Source organism: Achromobacter animicus (assembly GCF_902859585.1).
GTDB lineage: Bacteria > Pseudomonadota > Gammaproteobacteria > Burkholderiales > Burkholderiaceae_B > Achromobacter > Achromobacter animicus.
Genome location: NZ_CADIJM010000009.1, coordinates 42,740 through 63,197 on the forward strand (window position 1 = coordinate 42,740; position 20,458 = coordinate 63,197).

At 63.8% G+C, this 20,458-nt stretch carries 16 protein-coding genes; 6 read left to right on the plus strand and 10 right to left on the minus strand.

Features of this window, described 5'->3' with window-relative positions:
• Position 1: 1 nt before the first annotated feature.
• The 5 genes from glcE to tldD all read right to left on the minus strand — a co-directional run bounded on the left by glcE (position 2) and on the right by tldD (position 7,133).
• Positions 2-1,108 (minus strand): glycolate oxidase subunit GlcE, encoded by a 1,107-nt coding sequence (gene glcE / locus HV681_RS19545; RefSeq protein ID WP_175124619.1) that lies wholly within the window; start codon positions 1,106-1,108, stop codon positions 2-4.
• A gap of 12 nt (positions 1,109-1,120) precedes the next feature.
• The gene (locus HV681_RS19550; RefSeq protein WP_175124620.1) at positions 1,121-2,620 is read right to left on the minus strand and encodes an FAD-linked oxidase C-terminal domain-containing protein; all 1,500 of its coding nucleotides are present in this window, start codon (positions 2,618-2,620) and stop codon (positions 1,121-1,123) included.
• Positions 2,621-2,801: 181 nt separating this feature from the next.
• Positions 2,802-4,211 (minus strand): FAD-binding oxidoreductase, encoded by a 1,410-nt coding sequence (locus HV681_RS19555; protein WP_175124621.1) that lies wholly within the window; start codon positions 4,209-4,211, stop codon positions 2,802-2,804.
• A gap of 141 nt (positions 4,212-4,352) precedes the next feature.
• The gene (aroG, locus tag HV681_RS19560; RefSeq protein WP_175124622.1) at positions 4,353-5,426 is read right to left on the minus strand and encodes a 3-deoxy-7-phosphoheptulonate synthase AroG; all 1,074 of its coding nucleotides are present in this window, start codon (positions 5,424-5,426) and stop codon (positions 4,353-4,355) included.
• Positions 5,427-5,672: 246 nt separating this feature from the next.
• On the minus strand, positions 5,673-7,133 hold the full coding sequence (gene tldD, locus HV681_RS19565; RefSeq protein ID WP_175124623.1) for a metalloprotease TldD: 1,461 nt from the start codon (positions 7,131-7,133) through the stop codon (positions 5,673-5,675).
• 749 nt (positions 7,134-7,882) lie between these two features.
• Between tldD and HV681_RS19570 the strand changes: the two genes are divergently transcribed.
• Positions 7,883-8,266, plus strand: a complete 384-nt coding sequence (locus HV681_RS19570) for an H-NS histone family protein (RefSeq protein ID WP_056567295.1) — start codon at positions 7,883-7,885, stop codon at positions 8,264-8,266.
• Between the two features lie 89 nt (positions 8,267-8,355).
• On the opposite strand, the gene HV681_RS19575 is transcribed toward HV681_RS19570, so the two are convergent.
• Complete coding sequence (locus HV681_RS19575; protein WP_175124624.1) at positions 8,356-8,991, minus strand: DUF4136 domain-containing protein; 636 nt, start codon at positions 8,989-8,991, stop codon at positions 8,356-8,358.
• 151 nt (positions 8,992-9,142) lie between these two features.
• Between HV681_RS19575 and pepN the strand changes: the two genes are divergently transcribed.
• Together pepN and HV681_RS19585 are read left to right on the plus strand one after the other, a co-directional pair.
• Positions 9,143-11,848 (plus strand): aminopeptidase N, encoded by a 2,706-nt coding sequence (gene pepN / locus HV681_RS19580; RefSeq protein ID WP_175124625.1) that lies wholly within the window; start codon positions 9,143-9,145, stop codon positions 11,846-11,848.
• Between the two features lie 10 nt (positions 11,849-11,858).
• A complete protein-coding gene (locus HV681_RS19585; protein WP_175124626.1) occupies positions 11,859-12,878 on the plus strand; it encodes a class 1 fructose-bisphosphatase in 1,020 nt (339 codons plus the stop codon).
• Between the two features lie 91 nt (positions 12,879-12,969).
• Here the strand turns inward: HV681_RS19585 and HV681_RS19590 are convergent, their stop codons facing one another.
• The 4 genes from HV681_RS19590 to alaC form a co-directional block, all read right to left on the minus strand.
• Entirely contained in the window at positions 12,970-13,191 is a 222-nt protein-coding gene (locus HV681_RS19590; RefSeq protein WP_056567306.1) for a YgdI/YgdR family lipoprotein, read from the minus strand.
• A gap of 177 nt (positions 13,192-13,368) precedes the next feature.
• A complete protein-coding gene (gene thrC, locus HV681_RS19595; RefSeq protein ID WP_175124627.1) occupies positions 13,369-14,778 on the minus strand; it encodes a threonine synthase in 1,410 nt (469 codons plus the stop codon).
• 51 nt (positions 14,779-14,829) lie between these two features.
• Positions 14,830-16,134 carry a homoserine dehydrogenase gene (locus HV681_RS19600; RefSeq protein WP_175124729.1) on the minus strand — a complete coding sequence of 435 codons (1,305 nt, stop codon included), beginning with the start codon at positions 16,132-16,134 and terminating at the stop codon, positions 14,830-14,832.
• Between the two features lie 192 nt (positions 16,135-16,326).
• The gene (gene alaC / locus HV681_RS19605; protein WP_056567313.1) at positions 16,327-17,514 is read right to left on the minus strand and encodes an alanine transaminase; all 1,188 of its coding nucleotides are present in this window, start codon (positions 17,512-17,514) and stop codon (positions 16,327-16,329) included.
• Between the two features lie 233 nt (positions 17,515-17,747).
• Here alaC and HV681_RS19610 point away from each other — a divergent pair, with 233 nt between their 5' ends.
• The 3 genes from HV681_RS19610 to HV681_RS19620 are packed head-to-tail and all read left to right on the plus strand — an operon-like array spanning position 17,748 to position 20,429.
• Positions 17,748-18,209 (plus strand): Mth938-like domain-containing protein, encoded by a 462-nt coding sequence (locus tag HV681_RS19610; protein WP_175124628.1) that lies wholly within the window; start codon positions 17,748-17,750, stop codon positions 18,207-18,209.
• A complete protein-coding gene (locus tag HV681_RS19615; RefSeq protein WP_056567320.1) occupies positions 18,206-18,670 on the plus strand; it encodes a peroxiredoxin in 465 nt (154 codons plus the stop codon). The genes HV681_RS19610 and HV681_RS19615 overlap by 4 nt, the downstream gene beginning before the upstream one ends.
• Positions 18,671-18,725: 55 nt before the next feature.
• Positions 18,726-20,429 carry a PhoH family protein gene (locus HV681_RS19620; protein ID WP_175124629.1) on the plus strand — a complete coding sequence of 568 codons (1,704 nt, stop codon included), beginning with the start codon at positions 18,726-18,728 and terminating at the stop codon, positions 20,427-20,429.
• The last annotated feature ends 29 nt before the right edge of the window (positions 20,430-20,458 follow it).

The following is a 20,458-nucleotide window of genomic DNA, read 5'->3' on the forward strand; positions in this document are numbered from 1 at the left end:
CCTACAGCTCCAGGACCAGGCGGCCGGGGTTGAAGAGGCCGGCGGGATCGAGTTCCTGCTTCAGCCTGCGGGTGATTGCGCCGACACCCGGCGCAAGCGGATGGAACACGCCATCGGCGGGCGGCGGGGTATCGGCGGGCCGGAACAGCGTCGCGTGACCGCCATGTCGGGCCGCCATATCGCGCATTTCGGCGGCATCGCGCTGACCGCTCAGCCAACGCTGGCCACCGCCCCACTCCACCAGCATCGGCCCCAGTTCCAGATCGGGGGTGGTTGGCGGCAGGGCCAGCCGCCACAATGGCCGGTCTGGCGCAAAGAACGGGTGCGTCTGCTCGCGCAACGACCGCCACCATGCGTCGGCCGCATCGGGCGCCAGCACATCGCCGCCGATCAGCGCCCGCGCGCTGGCCAGCGCGGGCGGCGCGCCCGACAGGCGCACCATCGTCATGCCGTCCGCGCCGTCGGCATCGCTTGACCAGCTCGATGCCGAGATCGGCAGCGGCTTGCCGCGCCAGAAGGCAAAGTTGGCCAGTGCCTGCGCCTGCGTCGCGGGCAACGCCAGCGTCATCTCTTCCATCGGCTTGGGCACGACCTTCAGCGACACCTCGAGGATGGCGCCGAAGATGCCGTGCGAGCCGGCCAGGAGGCGCGACACGTCATAGCCCGCCACGTTCTTCATGACCTCGCCACCGAAGGAAAGGATGCGTCCTTCCGAATCCAGCAGTTGCGCACCGAGCACGAAATCCTTCAAGGCGCCGGCGCTCATGCGGCGCGGGCCCGACAGGCCGGCCGCGACGCAGCCGCCCACCGTCGCGGTCGGCGCAAAATGCGGCGGCTCGAAAGCCAGCATCTGGCCGTGCTCGGCAAGCGCGGCCTCCAGTTCGGCCAGCGGCGTGCCGGCGCGCACCGTCACCACGAGTTCGGATGGGTGGTAGCTGACGATGCCGCGGTACGGCGTCATATCCAGCAGGCAATGGCCATCCTGCGGCCGCACGGGACGGTAGTTACCGTAGAACCGCTTGCTGCCGCCGCCCATCACGAACAGGGGTTTGTGGCCGGCACGGGCCGTCATGACCTGGTCGCACAATTCCGACAGGACAAAATCCATAAGGGATACGTCCTAGAAACGGGCGAGATCGGGGAAGCGCAGTTCTCCCGCATGGACGTGCATCTTGCCGTATTCGGCGCAGCGTGCCAGCGTGGGGATGACCTTTTCAGGATTCAGCAGGCACGGCGGATCAAAGGCCCGCTTGACTGCCAGGAACGCGTCGAGTTCTTCGCGAGAGAATTGCACGCACATTTGATTTATCTTCTCCATTCCCACACCGTGCTCTCCGGTCACGGTTCCTCCCACCTGCACGCACAGCTCAAGAATGGCCGCACCGAATTTCTCGGCGCGCTCCACCTCGTCCGGCTTATTCGAATCGAACAGGATCAGCGGATGCAGATTGCCGTCGCCGGCATGAAAGACGTTGGCGCATCGCAGGCCGAATTCGTCTTCCATCTGTTCAATGGCGCCCAGTACGCGCGCCAGATGACGGCGCGGAATCGTGCCGTCCATGCAGTAGTAATCGGGCGACACGCGCCCGGCAGCGGGAAACGCGTTCTTGCGCCCCGCCCAGAATTTCAACCGTTCCGCTTCGGATGCCGACACCTGGCAGCGCGTGGCGCCGGCTTGCCGGAACACGGCCTCCATGCGTGCGATCTCGTGCGCCACCTCTTCGGGCGTGCCGTCCGATTCGCACAGCAGGATGGCCTGCGCGTCCATGTCGTAGCCCGCGCGGACAAACGGCTCGACCATGTGCGTGGCGCGGCGGTCCATCATTTCAAGACCCGCCGGAATCATGCCTGCCGCGATCACCTGCGTGACCGCGTTGCCTGCCGCCTCGACGCTGGAAAAACTGGCCATGACGACCTGCTGGCAGGCCGGCTTGGGAATGAGCTTGACGGTCACTTCGGTCACGACGCCCAGCATGCCCTCAGACCCGACGAACACAGACAACAGGTCCAGTCCGGGCGCGTCCGGCGCGTGCGATCCCAGTTCGACCACGTCGCCGTCGATTGTGACCACACGCACGCGCAGCACGTTGTGCACGGTCAGGCCGTATTTCAGGCAATGCACGCCGCCAGAGTTTTCCGCGACGTTGCCGCCGATGGAGCACGCGATCTGGCTCGATGGGTCCGGCGCGTAATACAGCCCATACGGCGACACGGCTTCGGAGATCGCAAGATTGCGCACGCCCGGCTCGACGATCGCGGTCGTGCTGGCCAGGTCGATATGCTTGATCCGGTTGAATTTGGACAGCCCAAGCAACACCCCTTGGCTGTGCGGCATGGCGCCGCCCGACAATCCCGTTCCGGCGCCGCGCGCGACAATAGGCGCGTTCAGGCGCTTGCAGATGCGCATGATGGCCTGCACCTGCGCTTCCGTTTCGGGCAAGGCGACGACCGCGGGAATCGAGCGGTAAAGGGATAGGCCATCGCATTCGTAAGGACGGGTGTCCTCTTCGCGATAAAGCACACAGTGCGCGGGCAACGCGGCCGACAACGCCTCGATGAGCTGCTGCTGCGAATAAGGCGCCTGCGCTTGTGCCAGGCCGGTTTCGACCAGTGAATTCATGAGCGCAACAATAGCGCGTGTGCCCATGTTAATCAGGCCGGGATTTACCCGCACCTGACGCATTTACCGGCATTTGCGGCAAGTTCATACGTAACCGGCCGTAAACCGTGAAGCAGCCTGTCGCGTAAAAGCAGCAGGCGCTGACGGATCGAGGGAGGCGTTTGCAGCCTCCCCCTGTTGATTACCAGGACACGATCTTGCCTGGATTCAGGATGTTGTTCGGGTCAAACGCGTGCTTCAGGCTGCGCATCAGATCCAGCGCGTCTTCGCCGTGTTCTTCCGCCATGAATTGCATCTTGTGCAGGCCGACGCCGTGCTCGCCCGTGCAGGTGCCATCGGCAGCGATGGCGCGGCGCACGAGGTTGTGATTGATGGCTTCCGATTCCTGCCATTCCTGCGCGTTGTCAGCGTCCAGCAGCATCAGCACATGGAAGTTGCCGTCGCCCACGTGGCCGACGATGGTGTACGGGAAGCTTGCGCGGTCCAGTTCCTCGACGGTGTCGCGCACGCAGTCGGCCAGGCGCGAAATCGGCACGCAGACGTCGGTGGTGCTGGCGCGGCAGCCGGGACGCAACTGCAGGCCCGCAAAATACGCGTTGTGGCGCGCAGTCCAGAGGCGGCTGCGGTCTTCGGGACGCTCGGCCCATTCGAAGTCCATGCCGCCGTGTTCGGCCGTGATGGCCTGCACGGTTTCGGCCTGCTCCTGAACGCCGGCGGGGCTGCCGTGAAATTCAAATACCAACAGTGGCGTTTCGCGCAGGGTCAGCTTGCTGTGCAGGTTGACGGCACGCACGCTGGCGGCGTCCATGAACTCGACGCGCGCGATCGGCACGCCCATCTGAATGATCTCGATCACGCTCTGCACGGCGGCGTCCAGCGTCGGGAAATTGCAGACGGCGGCGGACACGGCTTCGGGCTGTGGATACAGGCGCACGGTCACTTCGGTGATGATGCCGAGCGTGCCCTCGCTGCCCACGAAAATGCGCGTCAGGTCGTAGCCGGCCGACGACTTGCGGGCGCGGCCCGCGGTGCGGATGATGCGGCCGTCCGCGGTGACGACGGTCAGCGACATGACGTTTTCGCGCATCGTGCCGTAACGCACGGCGTTGGTGCCAGACGCGCGGGTGGCGGCCATGCCGCCCAGGCTGGCGTCGGCGCCCGGGTCAATCGGAAAGAACAAACCGGTGCTGCGGATCTCTTCGTTAAGCTGCTTGCGCAGCACGCCGGCCTGCACCGTGGCGGTGAGGTCTTCGGCGTTGATGGCGAGAACCTTGTTCATCTGCGACAGGTCCAGGCTGATGCCGCCCTGGATCGCAAGAATGTGGCCTTCGAGGGACGAGCCGGCGCCGTACGGAATCAAGGGAACGCGGTGCTCGTTGCACACCTTGGCGACGAATGCGACATCTTCCGTCGAGTGCGCGAAGACCACGGCGTCGGGCAGCATGGCGGGGTAAGGCGATTCGTCGCGGCCATGGTGTTCGCGCACGGCGGCCGATTCCGACAGGCGGTCGCCAAAGTGCGCACGCAGGGCATCCAGACAGGCGGCCGGAACCGCGCGGCGCAACGATTCGGCGTGCAAGGGAGCGTTCATGATCTCGTGGTTTCCCGGGTTCGATAATCCGAATATTCTACGCCGCCTCGCGTGCTGCGCCGCACACCGCCCCAGGCTGACGGTGCGCGGCGTGAACCCCCCTCATTTTCCGGAATCGCTTGCCGGAATCACTTGCCGGATTTACTTGCCAGACGTCAGCGCCACGCGGCGGCGTTCGCGCACGGCTTGCGCCAGGCGCTCCAGCACGGCCACGGACGCATCCCAGTCGATGCAGCCGTCGGTGATGCTCTGGCCGTACACCAGCGGTTGGCCCGGCACCATGTCCTGGCGGCCGCCCAGCAGATGGCTTTCGACCATGACGCCGACCAGGCGCGCATCGCCGGCTTCCATCTGGCGCGCCACGTCTTCGACGACGAGCGGCTGGTTCTCCGGCTTCTTGCTGCTGTTGGCGTGGCTGGCGTCGACCATGATGCGCTGCGCGAGACCGGCCTTGGACACGTCCTGGCAAGCGGCGTCCACGCTGGCCGCGTCGTAATTCGGCGTCTTGCCGCCGCGCAGGATGACGTGGCAGTCCTCGTTGCCCGCCGTGGACACGATGGCCGAATGGCCGCCCTTGGTCACCGACAGGAAATGGTGCGGCTGCGAGGCCGCCTTGATCGCATCGACGGCGATCTTCACGTTGCCGTCCGTGCCGTTCTTGAATCCCACCGGACACGACAGGCCCGACGCCAGCTCGCGGTGCACCTGGCTCTCCGTCGTGCGCGCCCCGATCGCCCCCCAGGAGACCAGATCCGCGATGTACTGCGGCGTAATCATGTCCAGGAACTCGCATCCCGCCGGCAAGCCCATGCTGTTGATGTCCAGCAGCAGTTCGCGGGCGACGCGCACGCCCTTGTTGATGTCGAAGCTGCCGTCCAGGTCGGGATCGTTGATCAGGCCTTTCCAGCCCACGGTCGTGCGCGGCTTCTCGAAGTACACGCGCATCACGATTTCCAGGTCCGCGCTCAGGCGGTCGCGCACGGGCTTCAGACGCTTGGCGTATTCGATGGCGGCGCGCGTGTCGTGGATGGAACACGGACCGATCACGACGATCATGCGATCGTCCATGCCGTGCAGGATGCGGTGCATGCCTTGCCGCGCGGCGAAGACGGTCTCGGACGCCTCCTTGGTGCACGCGAACTCGCGCATCACGTGCGAGGGCGGATTCAGTTCCTTGATTTCTCGAATACGAAGGTCATCGGTGTTGTGCGACACGGTACTGCTCCTGGGTTGCCCGCCACGGCGGCATAAAAAAAGCCGCCAGATCTGCTGGCGGCTTTTTTGGGGGGATTCTGTCCAAACTTCAGATTGAGCGCGTCCCTTCCTCCGCCAGCGGCTTCAGAAAACCAAAAAAATAAAAATAAAATGCGGGGGACGCGAATTTCATGGGGACCGACTCTAGCACAGTTTTTTGAGGGCGTCACGCCGGATTTTTGCCGAATGCCGCCCCCATTTATGGCATCAGGCCGTGCCGCCGACCGTCAGGCCTTCCATGCGGACCGTCGGCATGCCGACACCGACGGGCACGCTCTGGCCGTCCTTGCCGCAGGTGCCCACGCCAGAATCCAGCTGCAGGTCGTTGCCGATCATGGTGACGCGGTTCATGGCGTCGGGGCCATTGCCGATGAGCGTGGCGCCCTTGACCGGATACGTAACCTTGCCGTCTTCGATCATGTAGGCCTCGGAGGCCGAGAACACAAACTTGCCGTTGGTGATGTCGACCTGGCCGCCGCCAAAGTTGACGGCATACAGGCCCCGTTTGACCGAGGCGACGATTTCGTCGGCGGGCTTGTCGCCGGCCAGCATGTACGTGTTGGTCATGCGCGGCATGGGCAGGTGCGCGAAGGACTCGCGGCGGCCGTTGCCAGTGGCCGCGGTCTTCATCAGGCGCGCATTCAGCGTGTCCTGCATGTAGCCGCGCAGAATGCCGTCTTCGATCAGGACATTGCGCTGCGTGGCATTGCCTTCGTCGTCGATGTTGAGCGAACCGCGGCGGTCGGGAATCGTGCCGTCGTCGATCACGGTGACGCCCTTGGACGCCACGCGCTCGCCGATGCGGCCCGAGAACACGCTGGATCCCTTGCGGTTGAAGTCGCCTTCCAGGCCATGCCCGACGGCTTCGTGCAGCAGGATGCCAGGCCAGCCCGAGCCCAGGACAACCGTCATTTCGCCGGCCGGTGCGGGACGCGCCTCGAGGTTGACCATGGCTTCGTGCACGGCGCGCTCGACATAGCCCTGCAGCATCTCGTCGGTGAAGTAGGCCAGGCCCAGCCGCCCACCGCCGCCGGCGTGACCCATTTCGCGACGGCCATTGCGTTCGGCAATCACGGTGAGCGACAGGCGCACGAGCGGGCGCACGTCTGCGGCCAGGCGGCCGTCGCTGCCCGCGACCAGCACCACGTCGTATTCCGCGCCCAGTCCGGCCATGACCTGGATCACGTGGGGATCGCGCGCCCGCGCCATGCGCTCGATGCGCTCGAGCAGTGCGACCTTTTCGGGCGCGCTGAGGCTGGCGACGGGGTCGATGTCCGCATACAGGCTACGGCCCATCTCGGCCTCGACGTGAGCGGCGACCTTGACCTTGCCGGCGCCGCGGCGCGCGATGCCGCGCACAGCGTGCGCCGACGACAGCAGCGCGTCGGGCGACAGGGAATCCGAATAGGCGAATGCAGTCTTTTCGCCGCTGACGGCCCGGACACCCACGCCCTGGCTGATGGAGAAACTTCCCGTCTTCACAATCCCTTCTTCAAGACTCCAGCCTTCGCTGCGCGTGTACTGGAAATACAGGTCGGCGTAATCGACCTTGTGGGTGAAGATTTCACCCAGTGCCCGCGCCATGTCCGCTTCGGTCAGCCCCCAGGGGTCGAGCAGAAGGGATTTGGCGGTGGCCAGGGAAGCAATGGCGGGATCGATGATTTTCATAGGCTCAGTTCAGGAACGGCACCGGGGGCCGCGCATGCGCGTCATGGCGCTCAAGACCGTATCGTACCGCCGACAAGGACCCGGCGTCGCGCCGGACACCAAAAGTCGCGGTGCGCCGTAGTGGCAAATGCGGCACGCCATGCGGGACAAAATGATCTCGCATTATCTTGCCCATACAGATGGGGGCGGCATACTGGGCATCAAGTTAAGTATCAAGTTAAGCAATTACGCCCGGACCGCATTGCCTATCAGACGATTTCGATCTTGTCGTACGACCTGACAACAAAATGAAATCCGAGGGACGGAACACCGTTGTTCCGGGGGTATACCACCGCAGGGGGGTCACAAAGCCATAATGTATAACGCGTGCGTTTGCGACAAATTCAGCACGCAGCGAGCGCTCGGTTATTGACGCCAGACTCGCTTCGATAGTTCCCCGCAATGGCTTGCAGACCGACGATTTCGTCAGCCTGCAAGCCATTCTTGGAGTTGTCCGACAATCAACGATCCCAATGCAAACCCGTTAGCCAAGCGGCCACTTGTTTCAGTTTGTCCCAAATTTAAGATATTGCTTCCTATGTTGTGAAAATTGCGGCGACCCGCAAGCGATAAGCCTTCCCGCGCTTTTGATACAAAGTAATTAGTCTGAGAATGGCGATACCCCGACTTAAATTCTGTATTATGCGAAGCACAACAAATAAACATAACTTCGCCGGCGATTAAAGCAGTTCCATAATCAGGAATAAACCATGGCCCGAGAAACCTACGCAGCTCTGCAAGCAAAGATCGAAAAGGAAATCAACAAGCTCCAAAAGAAGGCCGAAGTCCTCCAGACGAAGCGCCGCAAGCCGGTGATCACGTCCATCATCACGTCGATGCGCGAGTACGACATCACGCCTGAAGAAATCATCGCCGCCTACGGCGCCGGCAAGCCCGCCCGCGCTGCCACGGGTGGCCGCCGCAAGGCCAGCGCCCCCGCCCGCGCAGGCGGCGCCGCGAAGCGCGCGGTGGCGCCCAAGTATCGCCACCCGCAAACCGGAGAAACCTGGAGCGGCCGCGGCAAGGCGCCGCGCTGGCTCGCTGCCGAAGAAGCCGGCGGCGCAACGCGCGAGAGTTTTCTTATCAAGGAATAAAACCTATTCCTCAGTAAGAAATAAAAACGGCGCACCATCATGGTGCGCCGTTTTTATTTTAGGAAACCACCGCCGAGAACCTTCCCGGCTCAACGCGCGGGGAATTGAATCTCTCGTTCAGCGCCGTTATTGCCGGGGAAATTGTCGAATATGGCGCGCACCAGATAGGGCATGGTGCGAAGCAAATCATCGCGCTCGCTCAAAATGAAGGCGGTCGAACGGTATACCTCGGCACCGCCCTGCTGGGTATCCCGTATGAAGAGCGACAGCGAATTGCGCTGGACCACCATGGGCACGTCGACCCAGTCCGGACCCCAGAAACCCGCGCCCATGCCCCATGGTCCTGGCCCATAAAAACCGCCATAGCCGCCATAGAAATACGGATCGTACGGACGGCGCACCATCACCTGCGTTTGTGTGGTGCCATAGCGGAACGAAACCTCGAAGCGGGCCTTTACGCCTTGGCGGGCTTCGACCAGACCCGTAGCGCCGATACCCGCGCGCACCATGTCCTGGAACGACTGATATTCCAGATTATTGATTTGGGATGGGTCGGCGGGAACAAACTGATAGGTCTGGCCTTCGACAGCCGCCGGCCATTGCTGAAACGACGTCACGCGGGCCGAGACGGTCGGCGCGGCGCAGCCCGTCAACGTCATCGCCCCCAGGACGGCAAGAATACCGGCCCACCGGCCAAGACTGCTGAACCAAGACGACCTGGACATTTGCAACTCCTTCAGCGCACGACGGCGCCATCATAACGAGCTTTGACATAAGCGCTTGCCAAAAGTTTTCAGGCTAGCCCGTAAGCCCAAGGTTCCGCTCATCGGCCAGCCACTACAATAGCCTTCTTGTTCATACAGGACTGCAAATCCCATGCGCACCGACACGCCCGTTACCGTTTACCGCAAGGATTACCAGCCCTACCCCTACGAAATTCCCGAAGTCGCCCTCGCCTTCGACCTCGCGCCCGACGCGACCGAAGTGCGCTGCACGATGCACGTGCAGCGCAGGCCTGAGGCCAGCGCCGACGCCGCCCTGATCCTGGACGGAGAAGAGTTGGAACTCGTGTCGGTAGGCGTGAATGGCGAGCCGCTGCCCGCCGCCAGCTACCAGCTGTCCGAGCACACCCTCACGCTGCGTGGCCTGCCTGCCGACGCCACGGTTGAAATCGTCAGCCGCTGCAAGCCGTCCGCCAATTCCACCCTGATGGGTTTGTACGTGTCGGGCGGCAATTTCTTCACGCAATGCGAGGCCGAAGGCTTCCGCCGCATTACGTGGTTTGCTGACCGCCCCGACGTCATGTCGCGTTATCGCGTGACGCTGCGCGCGCAGCCCGAGTATCCCGTGCTGCTGTCCAACGGCAACCTGATCGCCTCGCGCCAGTTGCCCGACGGCCGCAACGAGGTCGAATGGGAAGATCCGTTCCCCAAGCCCTGCTATCTGTTCGCGCTGGTGGCGGGCAACCTCACGCATCGCGAAACCACAGTCAAGACGGTCAGTGGCCGCGATGTGCTGCTGCAGGTCTACAGCGACCCCGGCTCCGAAACCAAGACCGAATGGGCGCTGGATTCGCTGGTGCGTTCGCTGCGCTGGGACGAAAGCCGCTTCGGGCTTGAACTGGACCTGGACCGCTTCATGATCGTGGCCGTCCATGACTTCAATATGGGAGCCATGGAAAACAAAGGTCTGAATATCTTCAACGCGGCTTACGTGCTGGCCGATCCGCAGACGGCCACCGACGCGAACTACGAAGGTATTGAATCGGTAATCGGGCACGAATACTTCCACAACTGGACCGGCAACCGCGTCACCTGCCGCGACTGGTTCCAACTGAGCCTGAAAGAAGGCCTGACAGTCTTCCGCGACCAGGAATTCAGCGCCGACATGATGGCGCGCGACATGGACGCCGCAGCCGCGGCCAGCGCGCGCGCCGTCAAGCGCATCGATGACGTCGTGGCGCTGCGCGCCGCGCAGTTCCCTGAAGACGCCGGCCCCATGGCGCATCCGATCCGTCCGGAAAGCTACCAGGAAATCGGCAACTTCTACACGGCCACCGTGTACGAAAAAGGCGCCGAGGTCATCCGCATGCAGCACACGCTGCTGGGCGAAACCGGCTTCCGCGCGGGCATGGACGAATACTTCCGCCGCCACGACGGCCAGGCCGTAACGTGCGACGATTTCGTCGCCGCTATGGAATCGGTTTACGTCAAGCAGCATCCCGGCCGCGACCTGTCAGTGTTTCGCCGCTGGTACCGGCAGGCCGGCACGCCCCGCGTTTCGGTCAGGCTCGATCACGACGCCGCCGCGCGCCGTTGCACCGTGACACTCACCCAGTCGTGCCCGCCCGTCGGCGTCGAAAAGAAGGCCGGCCCGGACTACGTCAAAGCGCCCTTCCACATTCCCTTTGCGATCGGCCTGCTGGACCGCGATGGCAATGCGCTGCCGCTGCGCCACGAGGGCGCCGTCGTGGACACCGCACTGCTGGAACTGACCACGCAAAGCCAGCAATGGGTATTCGAAGATATCGCCGAACGGCCCGTGCCTTCGCTGCTGCGCGACTTCTCCGCGCCGGTCATCGTGGATTACGACTGGTCCAACGAAGAACTGGCGCTGCTGTCCGCACACGACGGCAATCCGTTTGCGCGCTGGGAAGCCGGCCAGGAACTGGCCACCCGCCAGATTCTGGCGCTCGCGGACGCCCGCCAGGCGGGCCGTACGCTGCACGCCGAGGCGGCTTTCATCGACGCCTGGCGCGCGTTGCTCACCGATCCCGCATTGGATGCCGCCTACCGTGCGCGCGCCTTGGCGCTGCCGTCGGAAAAGACACTGGCCGAACGCATGCAGCAGGTGGATCCGCCCGCTCTGGCCGTGGCACGCGACTTCCTGCGCGCCGAACTGGGCCGTCAACTCCAGGCCGTGTTCCGCCGCGCCTTCGACGAGAACCAGACGCCGGGCGAGTACAGCCCTGCCCCGATTCCCGCCGGCATGCGCGCCCTGAAGAATCTGGCGCTCAGCCACCTGATGGCGGCCGGCGAGCCCGAAGCCCAGCGCCTGGCCGAACAACAGTACGCCAATGCGGGCAACATGACCGACAGCATGGCCGCGCTGACTGCCCTGATCAATTTCGGACAAGGCGACTTCCCGCAGCAGGCGCTGGCCGCTTTCTATACGAAATGGAGCGCTAATCCGCTGGTGGTGGACAAGTGGTTCGCGTTGCAGGCGGCCGCCCGCTCGACAACCGTGCAGACCGCCCGCGAGCTGATGAAGCACCCGGCCTTCACGCTGCGCAACCCCAATCGCGCCCGCGCGCTGATTTTCCAGTTCTGCCTCAACAACGCCCGCGGCATGCACCATCCGGACGGCTCGGGCTATGCCTTCTGGGCCGAGCAGGTGCTGGCGCTGGACGCGCTGAACCCGGAAATCGCCGCGCGCCTGGCGCGTGCGCTGGACAACTGGTCGCGCTTCGTCCCCACGCTGCGCGCGCCCATGCAGGCCGCGCTTGAAAAAGTGCGCCAGCACGACGGCCTGTCGCGCAACGTGCAGGAAATCGTATCCAAGGCTTTAGAATTCGCCGCATAGGGAGATCCTTTTGAAACGTAAAACACTGACTCAATACCTGGTGGAGCAGCAACGCTCCGCCCAAGCCCTGGCGCCGGAAGTCCGGCTGCTCATCGAAGTGGTGGCGCGCGCCTGCAAGGCCATCAGCCATGCGGTCAGCAAGGGCGCGCTGGGCGGCGTGCTCGGCAGCCTGGAAAGCGAAAACGTCCAGGGCGAAGTCCAGAAGAAGCTGGACGTGCTGTCCAACGAGATCCTGCTGGAAGCCAACGAATGGGGCGGCCACCTGGCGGCCATGGCCTCGGAAGAGATGGAAACCATCCATCTGATCCCGAACCGCTACCCCAAGGGCGAATACCTGCTGCTGTTTGATCCCCTGGATGGCTCGTCGAACATCGACGTGAACGTCTCCATCGGCACCATCTTTTCGGTGCTGCACGCGCCGCATGATGTGTCGGGCGCCCCCGTCTGCGAAGACGACTTCCTGCAGCCGGGCAACAAGCAGGTGGTGGCCGGCTACGCCGTCTACGGTCCCCAGACGATGCTGGTGCTGACCATCGGCAACGGCGTCGTGGGCTTCACCCTGGATCGCGAAATGGGATCGTGGGTGCTGACGCACGAGAACATCCGCGTGCCGGAAGACACCAAGGAATTCGCCATCAACATGTCGAACATGCGGCACTGGGCCCCGCCGGTCAAGCGCTACATCGACGACTGCCTGGCTGGCTCCACCGGCCCGTTGGGCAAGGATTTCAACATGCGCTGGATCGCCTCGATGGTGGCGGACGTGCATCGCATCCTGACCCGCGGCGGCATCTTCATGTACCCGTGGGACGCGCGCGAACCCGGCAAGGCCGGCAAGCTGCGCCTGATGTACGAAGCCAACCCCATGAGCTTCCTGATCGAACAGGCGGGCGGCGCGGCCATCAACGGCACGCAGCGCATCATGGACATCCAGCCTGAAAAGCTGCACCAGCGCGTGAGCGTGATCCTGGGTTCCAAGAACGAAGTCGAACGCGTGGGCCGCTACCACGCCGAGGACGCGGGCAAGTAAACTGCGCCCGTTCGTTCCGCACCAAAACAAAAGCCCCGGCCATGACAGCCGGGGCTTTTGCTTGGTGCAGACAGTAAAGAGTCAGGCTGGCTTACTTGACCTCTTCGATCGACTTCACGTCGTCCTTGTTGATCTGAACCTTCTTGCCGTTCTGTTCGTATTCATACATGCCCGACTTCTTGTCGTATTCGGGCTCGTCGGGCGCTACGGTCGAAGATCCGTCGCGTTGGTTGATAACCGAAGGCGACGAGCATCCGGCCAGTACTCCAACGCCGGTCATCACCAGGGCCAACGTCATGGTCTTCAGGTTCATGGTCGTGTTCTCCGAGTGTTGAATAGTGATTTCACTCTAGCCGAATCGACCCCCGAAATCGTGTCGGGTTGTGCGCAAAATGCTTAAGAACGTAATCGGACCCGGCCCCAATAAAGAAAAACCCCTCTAAGGGCGCGCCTGAGAGGGGTTGCAACCGTATACAAGCGGCAAGCGTGCTTACACCTTGGCGTGCGCCTCGATGAAACGGCGTACGGACGCTTCGTCGCAGTCCATCACTTCGACGCGCTGCGGCAGCGATTCAAGATCGGCGAGGTTGCCGGGCGGCGTCGCGGGACGGCCAAGCGCTTCCTCGATGGTCTCGGAGAACTTGGCCGGCAGCGCGGTCTCCAGCACGAGCATGGGGATGCCCGGCTCGACGAATTCGCGCGCGACCTTCACGCCGTCCGCGGTGTGCGGGTCGACCAGCACGCCAGTAGCGTCGTACAAGGCGCGAATCGTCGCCAGACGGTCCACATGCGAGCTGGCGCCCGACACGAAGCCATACTGCGACTCGAACTGATCCTTCATGTCGGACAGATCGAACGCGCCATCCCGCGGCAGCGCCGTCCACAGCGCCTTCACGCGATCGGTATCGCGGCCCACGAGGTCGAACACGAAGCGCTCGAAGTTGGAGGCGCGCGAGATATCCATCGACGGGCTGGAGGTGGCGTACGTCTGCTCGGCGGGACGCGGACGATACACGCCGGTACGGAAGAACTCTTCCAGCACGTTGTTCTCGTTCGTGGCCAGCACGAGGCGGCGGATCGGCAAGCCCATGCGGCGGGCAATGTGACCCGACAGGATGTTGCCGAAGTTGCCCGACGGCACGGCAAAGGACACTTGCTGTCCGGCGCGTTCGGTGGCGCGCAGCCAGCCGTGGAAGTAGTAGACGACCTGGGCGGCAATGCGCGCCCAGTTGATCGAGTTCACGGCGCCCAGGCGATACCGGTTCTTGAAGTCCAGGTCGCCGGCCAGCGACTTGACGATGTCCTGCGCCTGGTCGAACACGCCGCGCACGGCGATGTTGTGGATGTTCTCGTCTTGCAGCGAGTACATCTGCGCGCGCTGGAAGGCGCTCATGCGGCCATGCGGCGACAGCATGAACACCGCCACGCCTTTCTTGCCGCGAAGCGCGTATTCCGCCGCCGAGCCCGTGTCGCCGGAGGTGGCGCCCACGATGTTCAGCGTGGTGCCGCGCTTTTCCAGCACGTATTCGAAGACCTGGCCAAGAAACTGCATGGCCATGTCCTTGAACGCCAGCGTCGGCCCTTCCGACAAGCCCAGCAACGACAGCCCGCCGTCGAGCGGACGCAGCGGCACGATGTCCTCGCTGCTGAAGATCTGCGGCGTGTAGGCGGCGCGGGTCAGACGGCGCAGGTCGTCCGCGGGAATGTCCGTGGCGAACAGCGACAGCACTTCGAATGCCAGGTCGGCATACGAAAGGCCGCGCCAGGATTCCAGCGTGTCAGCAGAGACCTGGGGCAGCGTCTGCGGCACGGCCAGCCCGCCGTCGGGCGCCAGGCCTTCGAGCAGGATGTCGGAGAATTCGAGCGGGGCCATGCCGCCGCGCGTCGAGATGTATTTCATATCAATGGCTCCACGATGGGCCGGACTCCCTGGCGAGGGAGCCAAGCTTCATCAGGTCAGGTTCTCCACGCGCAGACGCGTCACCTTGGACCGCACGAACGGCAGCGATTCGATGCGCTCGATGGCCTGGTTGACGTTGCCTTCCATGGCCTCGTGCGTGAGGAAGATGATGTCCGCGCCGCCGATGTGCGACGGTTGCTGGATCATCGAACCGATGGAAATGCCGCGGTCGGCCAGGATGCGGGCGATGTCCGCCAGCACGCCGGGCTGATCGTCGACGCGCAGGCGCAGGTAGTAGGACGTGCTGACCTGTTCGATCGGCAGGATGGGCGTGTCCGACATGGCGTCCGGCTGGAAGGCCAGATGCGGCACGCGGTTGCCCGGATCGGCGGTGTGCAGGCGCGTCACGTCGACCAAGTCGGCCACGACGGCCGAGGCGGTGGGCTCTTCGCCCGCGCCCTGCCCGTAATACAGCGTGGGGCCGACGGCGTCGCCCTTGACCAGCACCGCGTTCATCGCGCCTTCGACGTTGGCCAGCAGACGCTCGGACGGCACCAGCGCCGGGTGCACGCGCAGCTCGATGCCGTCGGGGCGGCGCTTGGTGATGCCAAGCAGTTTGATGCGGTAACCCAGGCGCTCGGCGTGCTCGATGTCTTCGGCTGCCAGTTGCGAGATGCCTTCGATGTGGGCGCGGTCGAATTGCACCGGCACGCCGAATGCCAGCGAGGCGAGCAGCGTGAGCTTGTGCGCGGCGTCCACGCCTTCCACGTCGAACGTGGGATCGGCTTCGGCGTAACCCAGGCGCTGGGCTTCGGCCAGCACGTCGGCGAACGGCAGGCCGCGCGAACGCATTTCGGACAGGATGAAATTGGTGGTGCCGTTGATGATGCCGGCCACCCACTGGATGCGGTTGGCGGTCAGGCCTTCGCGGATCGCCTTGATGATGGGGATACCACCGGCGACGGCGGCTTCAAAGTTCACCATCACGCCGCGCTCAGAGGCGGCGGCGAAGATCTCGTTGCCATGCTTGGCCAGCAGCGCCTTGTTGGCCGTGACCACATGCTTGCCGTTGGCGATGGCTTCCAGCACCAGCTCGCGGGCCAGCGTGTCGCCGCCGATGAGCTCGACGACGATGTCGATCTCAGGATCGCGCACCAGCGCGTGACCGTCCGTATCAACCACGATGGAATCGCCCACGCGGGCGCGGCCCTTTTCCACGTCGCGCACGGCGGCGCGAACGACTTCAATGCGGCGGCCAGCGCGGCGCGCGATTTCCTCGGCGTTGCGGGACAGCACGGTCCACGTGCCGCCGCCAACCACGCCAAGACCCAGCAGACCCACCTTTATGGGTTTCATCGCGCCGCCCTCTGCGGGCGGGCGTTGAGGGGAATTCATTTCAGTTCTCCGTAATGCCAAGTGATGCCTCGCAGCACCCCCGACGCAAGAAAGCGGTCGCCCCTTATCGGGATGCCGCGGATCCGGCTCCGCCGGTCCGCAGGCATGCCCCCTAGAGGGGGAAGCGCGCAGCGCTGCGGGGGTGGGCACTCATCACTTCAGCAGACCGTCCTTGCGGAACATATCTTTGATGCCGCGCACCGCCTGGCGGGTACGCTGCTCGTTTTCGATAAGAGCGAAGCGCACGTATTCGTCGCCATACTCGCCGAAGCCGATCCCGGGGGACACGGCCACTTTCGCATCCGACAGGACACGCTTGGCAAATTCCAAAGAGCCCATCGCCCGGTAGGGTTCGGGGATCTGCGCCCAGATGTACATGGACGCCTTGGGAATTTCCACATTCCAACCTGCTTCATGCAGGCCGCGCACGAGCACGTCGCGGCGGCTTTGATACTGCGCCACGATTTCGTTCACGCAGTCCTGCGGACCGTCCAGCGCGGCGATGGACGCCACCTGGATCGGCGTGAACGTACCGTAGTCGTGATAGCTCTTGATGCGCGCGAGCGCGTTCACGAGCTCGCGGTTGCCGACCATGTAGCCGATGCGCCAGCCCGCCATGTTGTAGCTCTTGCTCATCGTGAAGAACTCGACGGCGACGTCGCGCGCGCCGGGCACCTGCATGATGGACGGGGCCACGTAGCCGTCGAACGTGATGTCGGCGTAGGCCAGATCATGCACGACGAGGATGTCGTGTTCCTTGGCCAGCGCGACCACGCGCTCGAAGAACGACAGGTCGACGCACTGCGCGGTCGGGTTGCTGGGAAAGCCCAGCACCATCATCTTGGGCTTCGGGATGGATTCGCGCACGGCGCGTTCCAGTTCCTCGAAGAAGTCCACGCCCGGCGTCATGCGCACGGAACGGATGTTGGCGCCGGCGATGACGGCGCCATAGATGTGGATCGGGTAGCTGGGATTGGGCACCAGCACGGTGTCGCCGCGGTCCAGCGTGGCCAGCATCAGGTGGGCCAGGCCTTCCTTGGAACCGATGGTGACGATGGCTTCGGAGTCCGGATCGAACTCGACCGCGTAACGGCGCTGATACCAGTCACAGATCGCCTTGCGCAGACGCGGGATGCCCTTGGACACCGAGTAGCCGTGGGTGGTGGGACGGCTGGTCGCCTCGACCATCTTGTCGACGATGTGCTTGGGCGTCGCCCCATCCGGATTGCCCATCGACATGTCGATGATGTCTTCGCCACGCCGACGCGCCGCCATCTTGAGCTCGCCGGTAATGTTGAAAACGTACGGGGGCAAACGCTCGATGCGAGAGAACTTCCTCATGATGGGAATCCTTAGGGGCGAAAAGGCAAAAAGACCAGGGCGCGGTCGCGCGAAGGGGAAAGGGGGCTTAGAACCGCGCCAGCAAACGATTGCAGCGCAGCAAAACCCTGTAATCTAGCGCAACGACGCCTGAGGGGCAAATGGGAAAAAAAGCCCCTTTTCCCTCGTGGATACGTTGCAACATGCGCCGTGTCCGATGCGCTATTATCAAGCACGTATAGCCGGAGTTTTTATTGAAGCTGCATACCGATCCTGCGACGGCCGCTCTTAACACTGTCACCGCTTACGGCGATGGCTATATCGAGGTCAACCAGGTACGTTTTTCCTCCTCGGTCGCTTTCGGCCCCGAAGGCGAAGTGACCATCTGGCCCGTTGAGTCGCCGGCCGACATTACCTCCTCCCTCTTGCTCCAGGCAGCCGGATTGTCCGAGCCCGCCCGCAACCCCCTGGATTTTCTGGATGCCCCGGAAGCCGCGCCCAGCCGGCCGGCCAACGCGCCCGAAGTCCTGCTGGTGGGCACCGGCGGCAAGCAGCAGTTCCTGCGCCCTGAAGTATTGCGTCCCCTTTTGGCCGTGGGCATTGGCGTGGAAACGATGGACACCCACGCCGCCTCGCGCACCTACAACATCCTGATGGCTGAGGGACGGCGCGTGGTCGTCGCCCTCATCCCGCCCAATGGAGCTACCAGTCAATGACGCCGAGCATAGGCAAACCCGCCCCGCTGTTCACCGCCGAAAGCACGATAGGCCCCATCAGCCTTGAACAATGCCAGGGGCGGGCCGTGATCCTGTATTTCTACCCCAAGGACAACACGCCCGGCTGCACCACCGAAAGCCAGGATTTCCGCGATCTGCATGGCGACTTCCTGTCGGCCAGTGCGATCGTGATCGGCATCTCGCGCGACTCGCTGAAGTCGCACGAGAATTTCAAGGCCAAGTACGAACTTCCTTTCCCTCTCATCTCCGACGCCGACGAAACCGTCTGCAACCTGTTCGGCGTCATCAAGCAGAAGAACATGTATGGAAAGCAGGTGCGCGGCATCGAACGCAGCACCTTCTTGATCGACGCCTATGGCGTGCTGGTGCAGGAGTGGCGCGGGGTGAAGGTCCCGAACCACGCGAAGGAAGTCCTGCAAGCCGCCAAGAGCATCGGTTAGCCGCACAGGAAACCCGTCAGGCGCTATAGCCGGCCCAAACAGGAGAGTGACGCATATGCCGCTTCCGAAGTTGCCTACCCGCCCCGCAGCCATCCTGACCTTCCCCTCGGGCGAATCCGCCCGAGCGCAGGCCCGCACGACCAAGACTGCCGCTGCGCGGTCCAACACCCAGGCTGCCCTCGCCGACGACGAGGACGAGCTGCTGGTCCAGCCAGAACTTGATGGTCTGGCGGCGCCGGCGCGCAAGGCCCACACGCCGTCCCCTGCCCACGAAACGCCACCGCCCGCCCCGGCCGCGCCCGCCGCCCGCGCCCCAGCGCGCCAGGCCAAGGCCACGCCCGCGCCGGCCAAGCGCAGCAAGGCGCGCGCCGAGAACGCCCCGCGCAAGTTGTTCGTGCTGGACACGAACGTGCTGCTGCACGACCCCAGCTCGCTGTTCCGCTTTGAAGAACACGACATCTTCCTGCCGATGATGACGCTGGAAGAACTGGATCACCAGAAGAAGGGCATGTCCGAGGTGGCGCGCAATGCGCGTCAGGTCAGCCGTTCGCTGGACTCGCTGGTGCAGGACGCCACGCACCTTGACGAAGGGCTGGAACTGGCAAAGCTGGGCAACAAGGACGCCACCGGCCGTCTGATGTTCCAGACGACCGCCATCCACAGCACCCTGCCCTCGGACCTGCCGATGGGCAAGGCCGACAACCAGATCCTGGGCGTGGTGCGCGCCCTGCAGGAAAAGTACCCGCAGCGCGAGGTCGTGCTGGTGTCCAAGGACATCAACATGCGCCTGAAGGCGCGCGCGCTGGGCATGGCCGCCGAAGACTACTTCAACGACCACGTCCTTGAAGACTCGGACCTGATGTATTCGGGCGTGATGCAGTTGCCCGAAGACTTCTGGAACAAGCACGGCAAGGACGTCGAATCCTGGCAACAGGGCGGCACCACCTTCTACCGCATTCACGGCCCGCTGTGTTCGCAGTTCGTCGTCAATCAGTTCGTCTACTTTGAAGGCCAGATGCCGCTGTATGCGCAGGTACGCGAAGTCAGCGGCAAGATGGCGGTGCTGGCCACCCTGCGCGACTACACCCACGGCAAGAACAATGTCTGGGGCATCACGGCGCGCAACCGCGAGCAGAACTTCGCCATGAACCTGCTGATGAACCCGGAATGCGACTTCGTGTCGCTGCTGGGCCAGGCGGGCACCGGCAAAACGCTGCTGGCGTTGGCGGCGGGCATCACGCAGGTGCTCGAAACCAAGCGCTATACCGAGATCATCATGACGCGCGTCACGGTGCCTGTCGGTGAAGACATCGGTTTCCTGCCTGGCACCGAAGAGGAAAAGATGCTGCCCTGGATGGGCGCGCTGGAAGACAACCTCGACGTGCTGAACATGGGTGATGGCGAAGGCAACGGGGACTGGGGCCGCGCGGCTACCATGGACCTCATCCGCTCGCGCATCAAGGTGAAGTCCCTGAACTTCATGCGCGGCCGCACCTTCCTGAACAAGTACCTCATCATCGACGAAGCGCAGAACCTGACGCCCAAGCAGATGAAGACGCTGGTCACCCGCGCGGGTCCCGGCACCAAGGTGATCTGCCTGGGCAACGTCGCCCAGATCGACACCCCCTACCTGACCGAAGGCAGCTCCGGCCTGACGTTCGTGGTCGACCGCTTCAAGGGCTGGCCGCACTCCGGCCACGTCACGTTGCAACGCGGCGAACGTTCGCGTCTGGCCGACTACGCGGGCGACGTGCTGTAGTTCTTCTTCGCGCGCGCAACAAAAAAGCC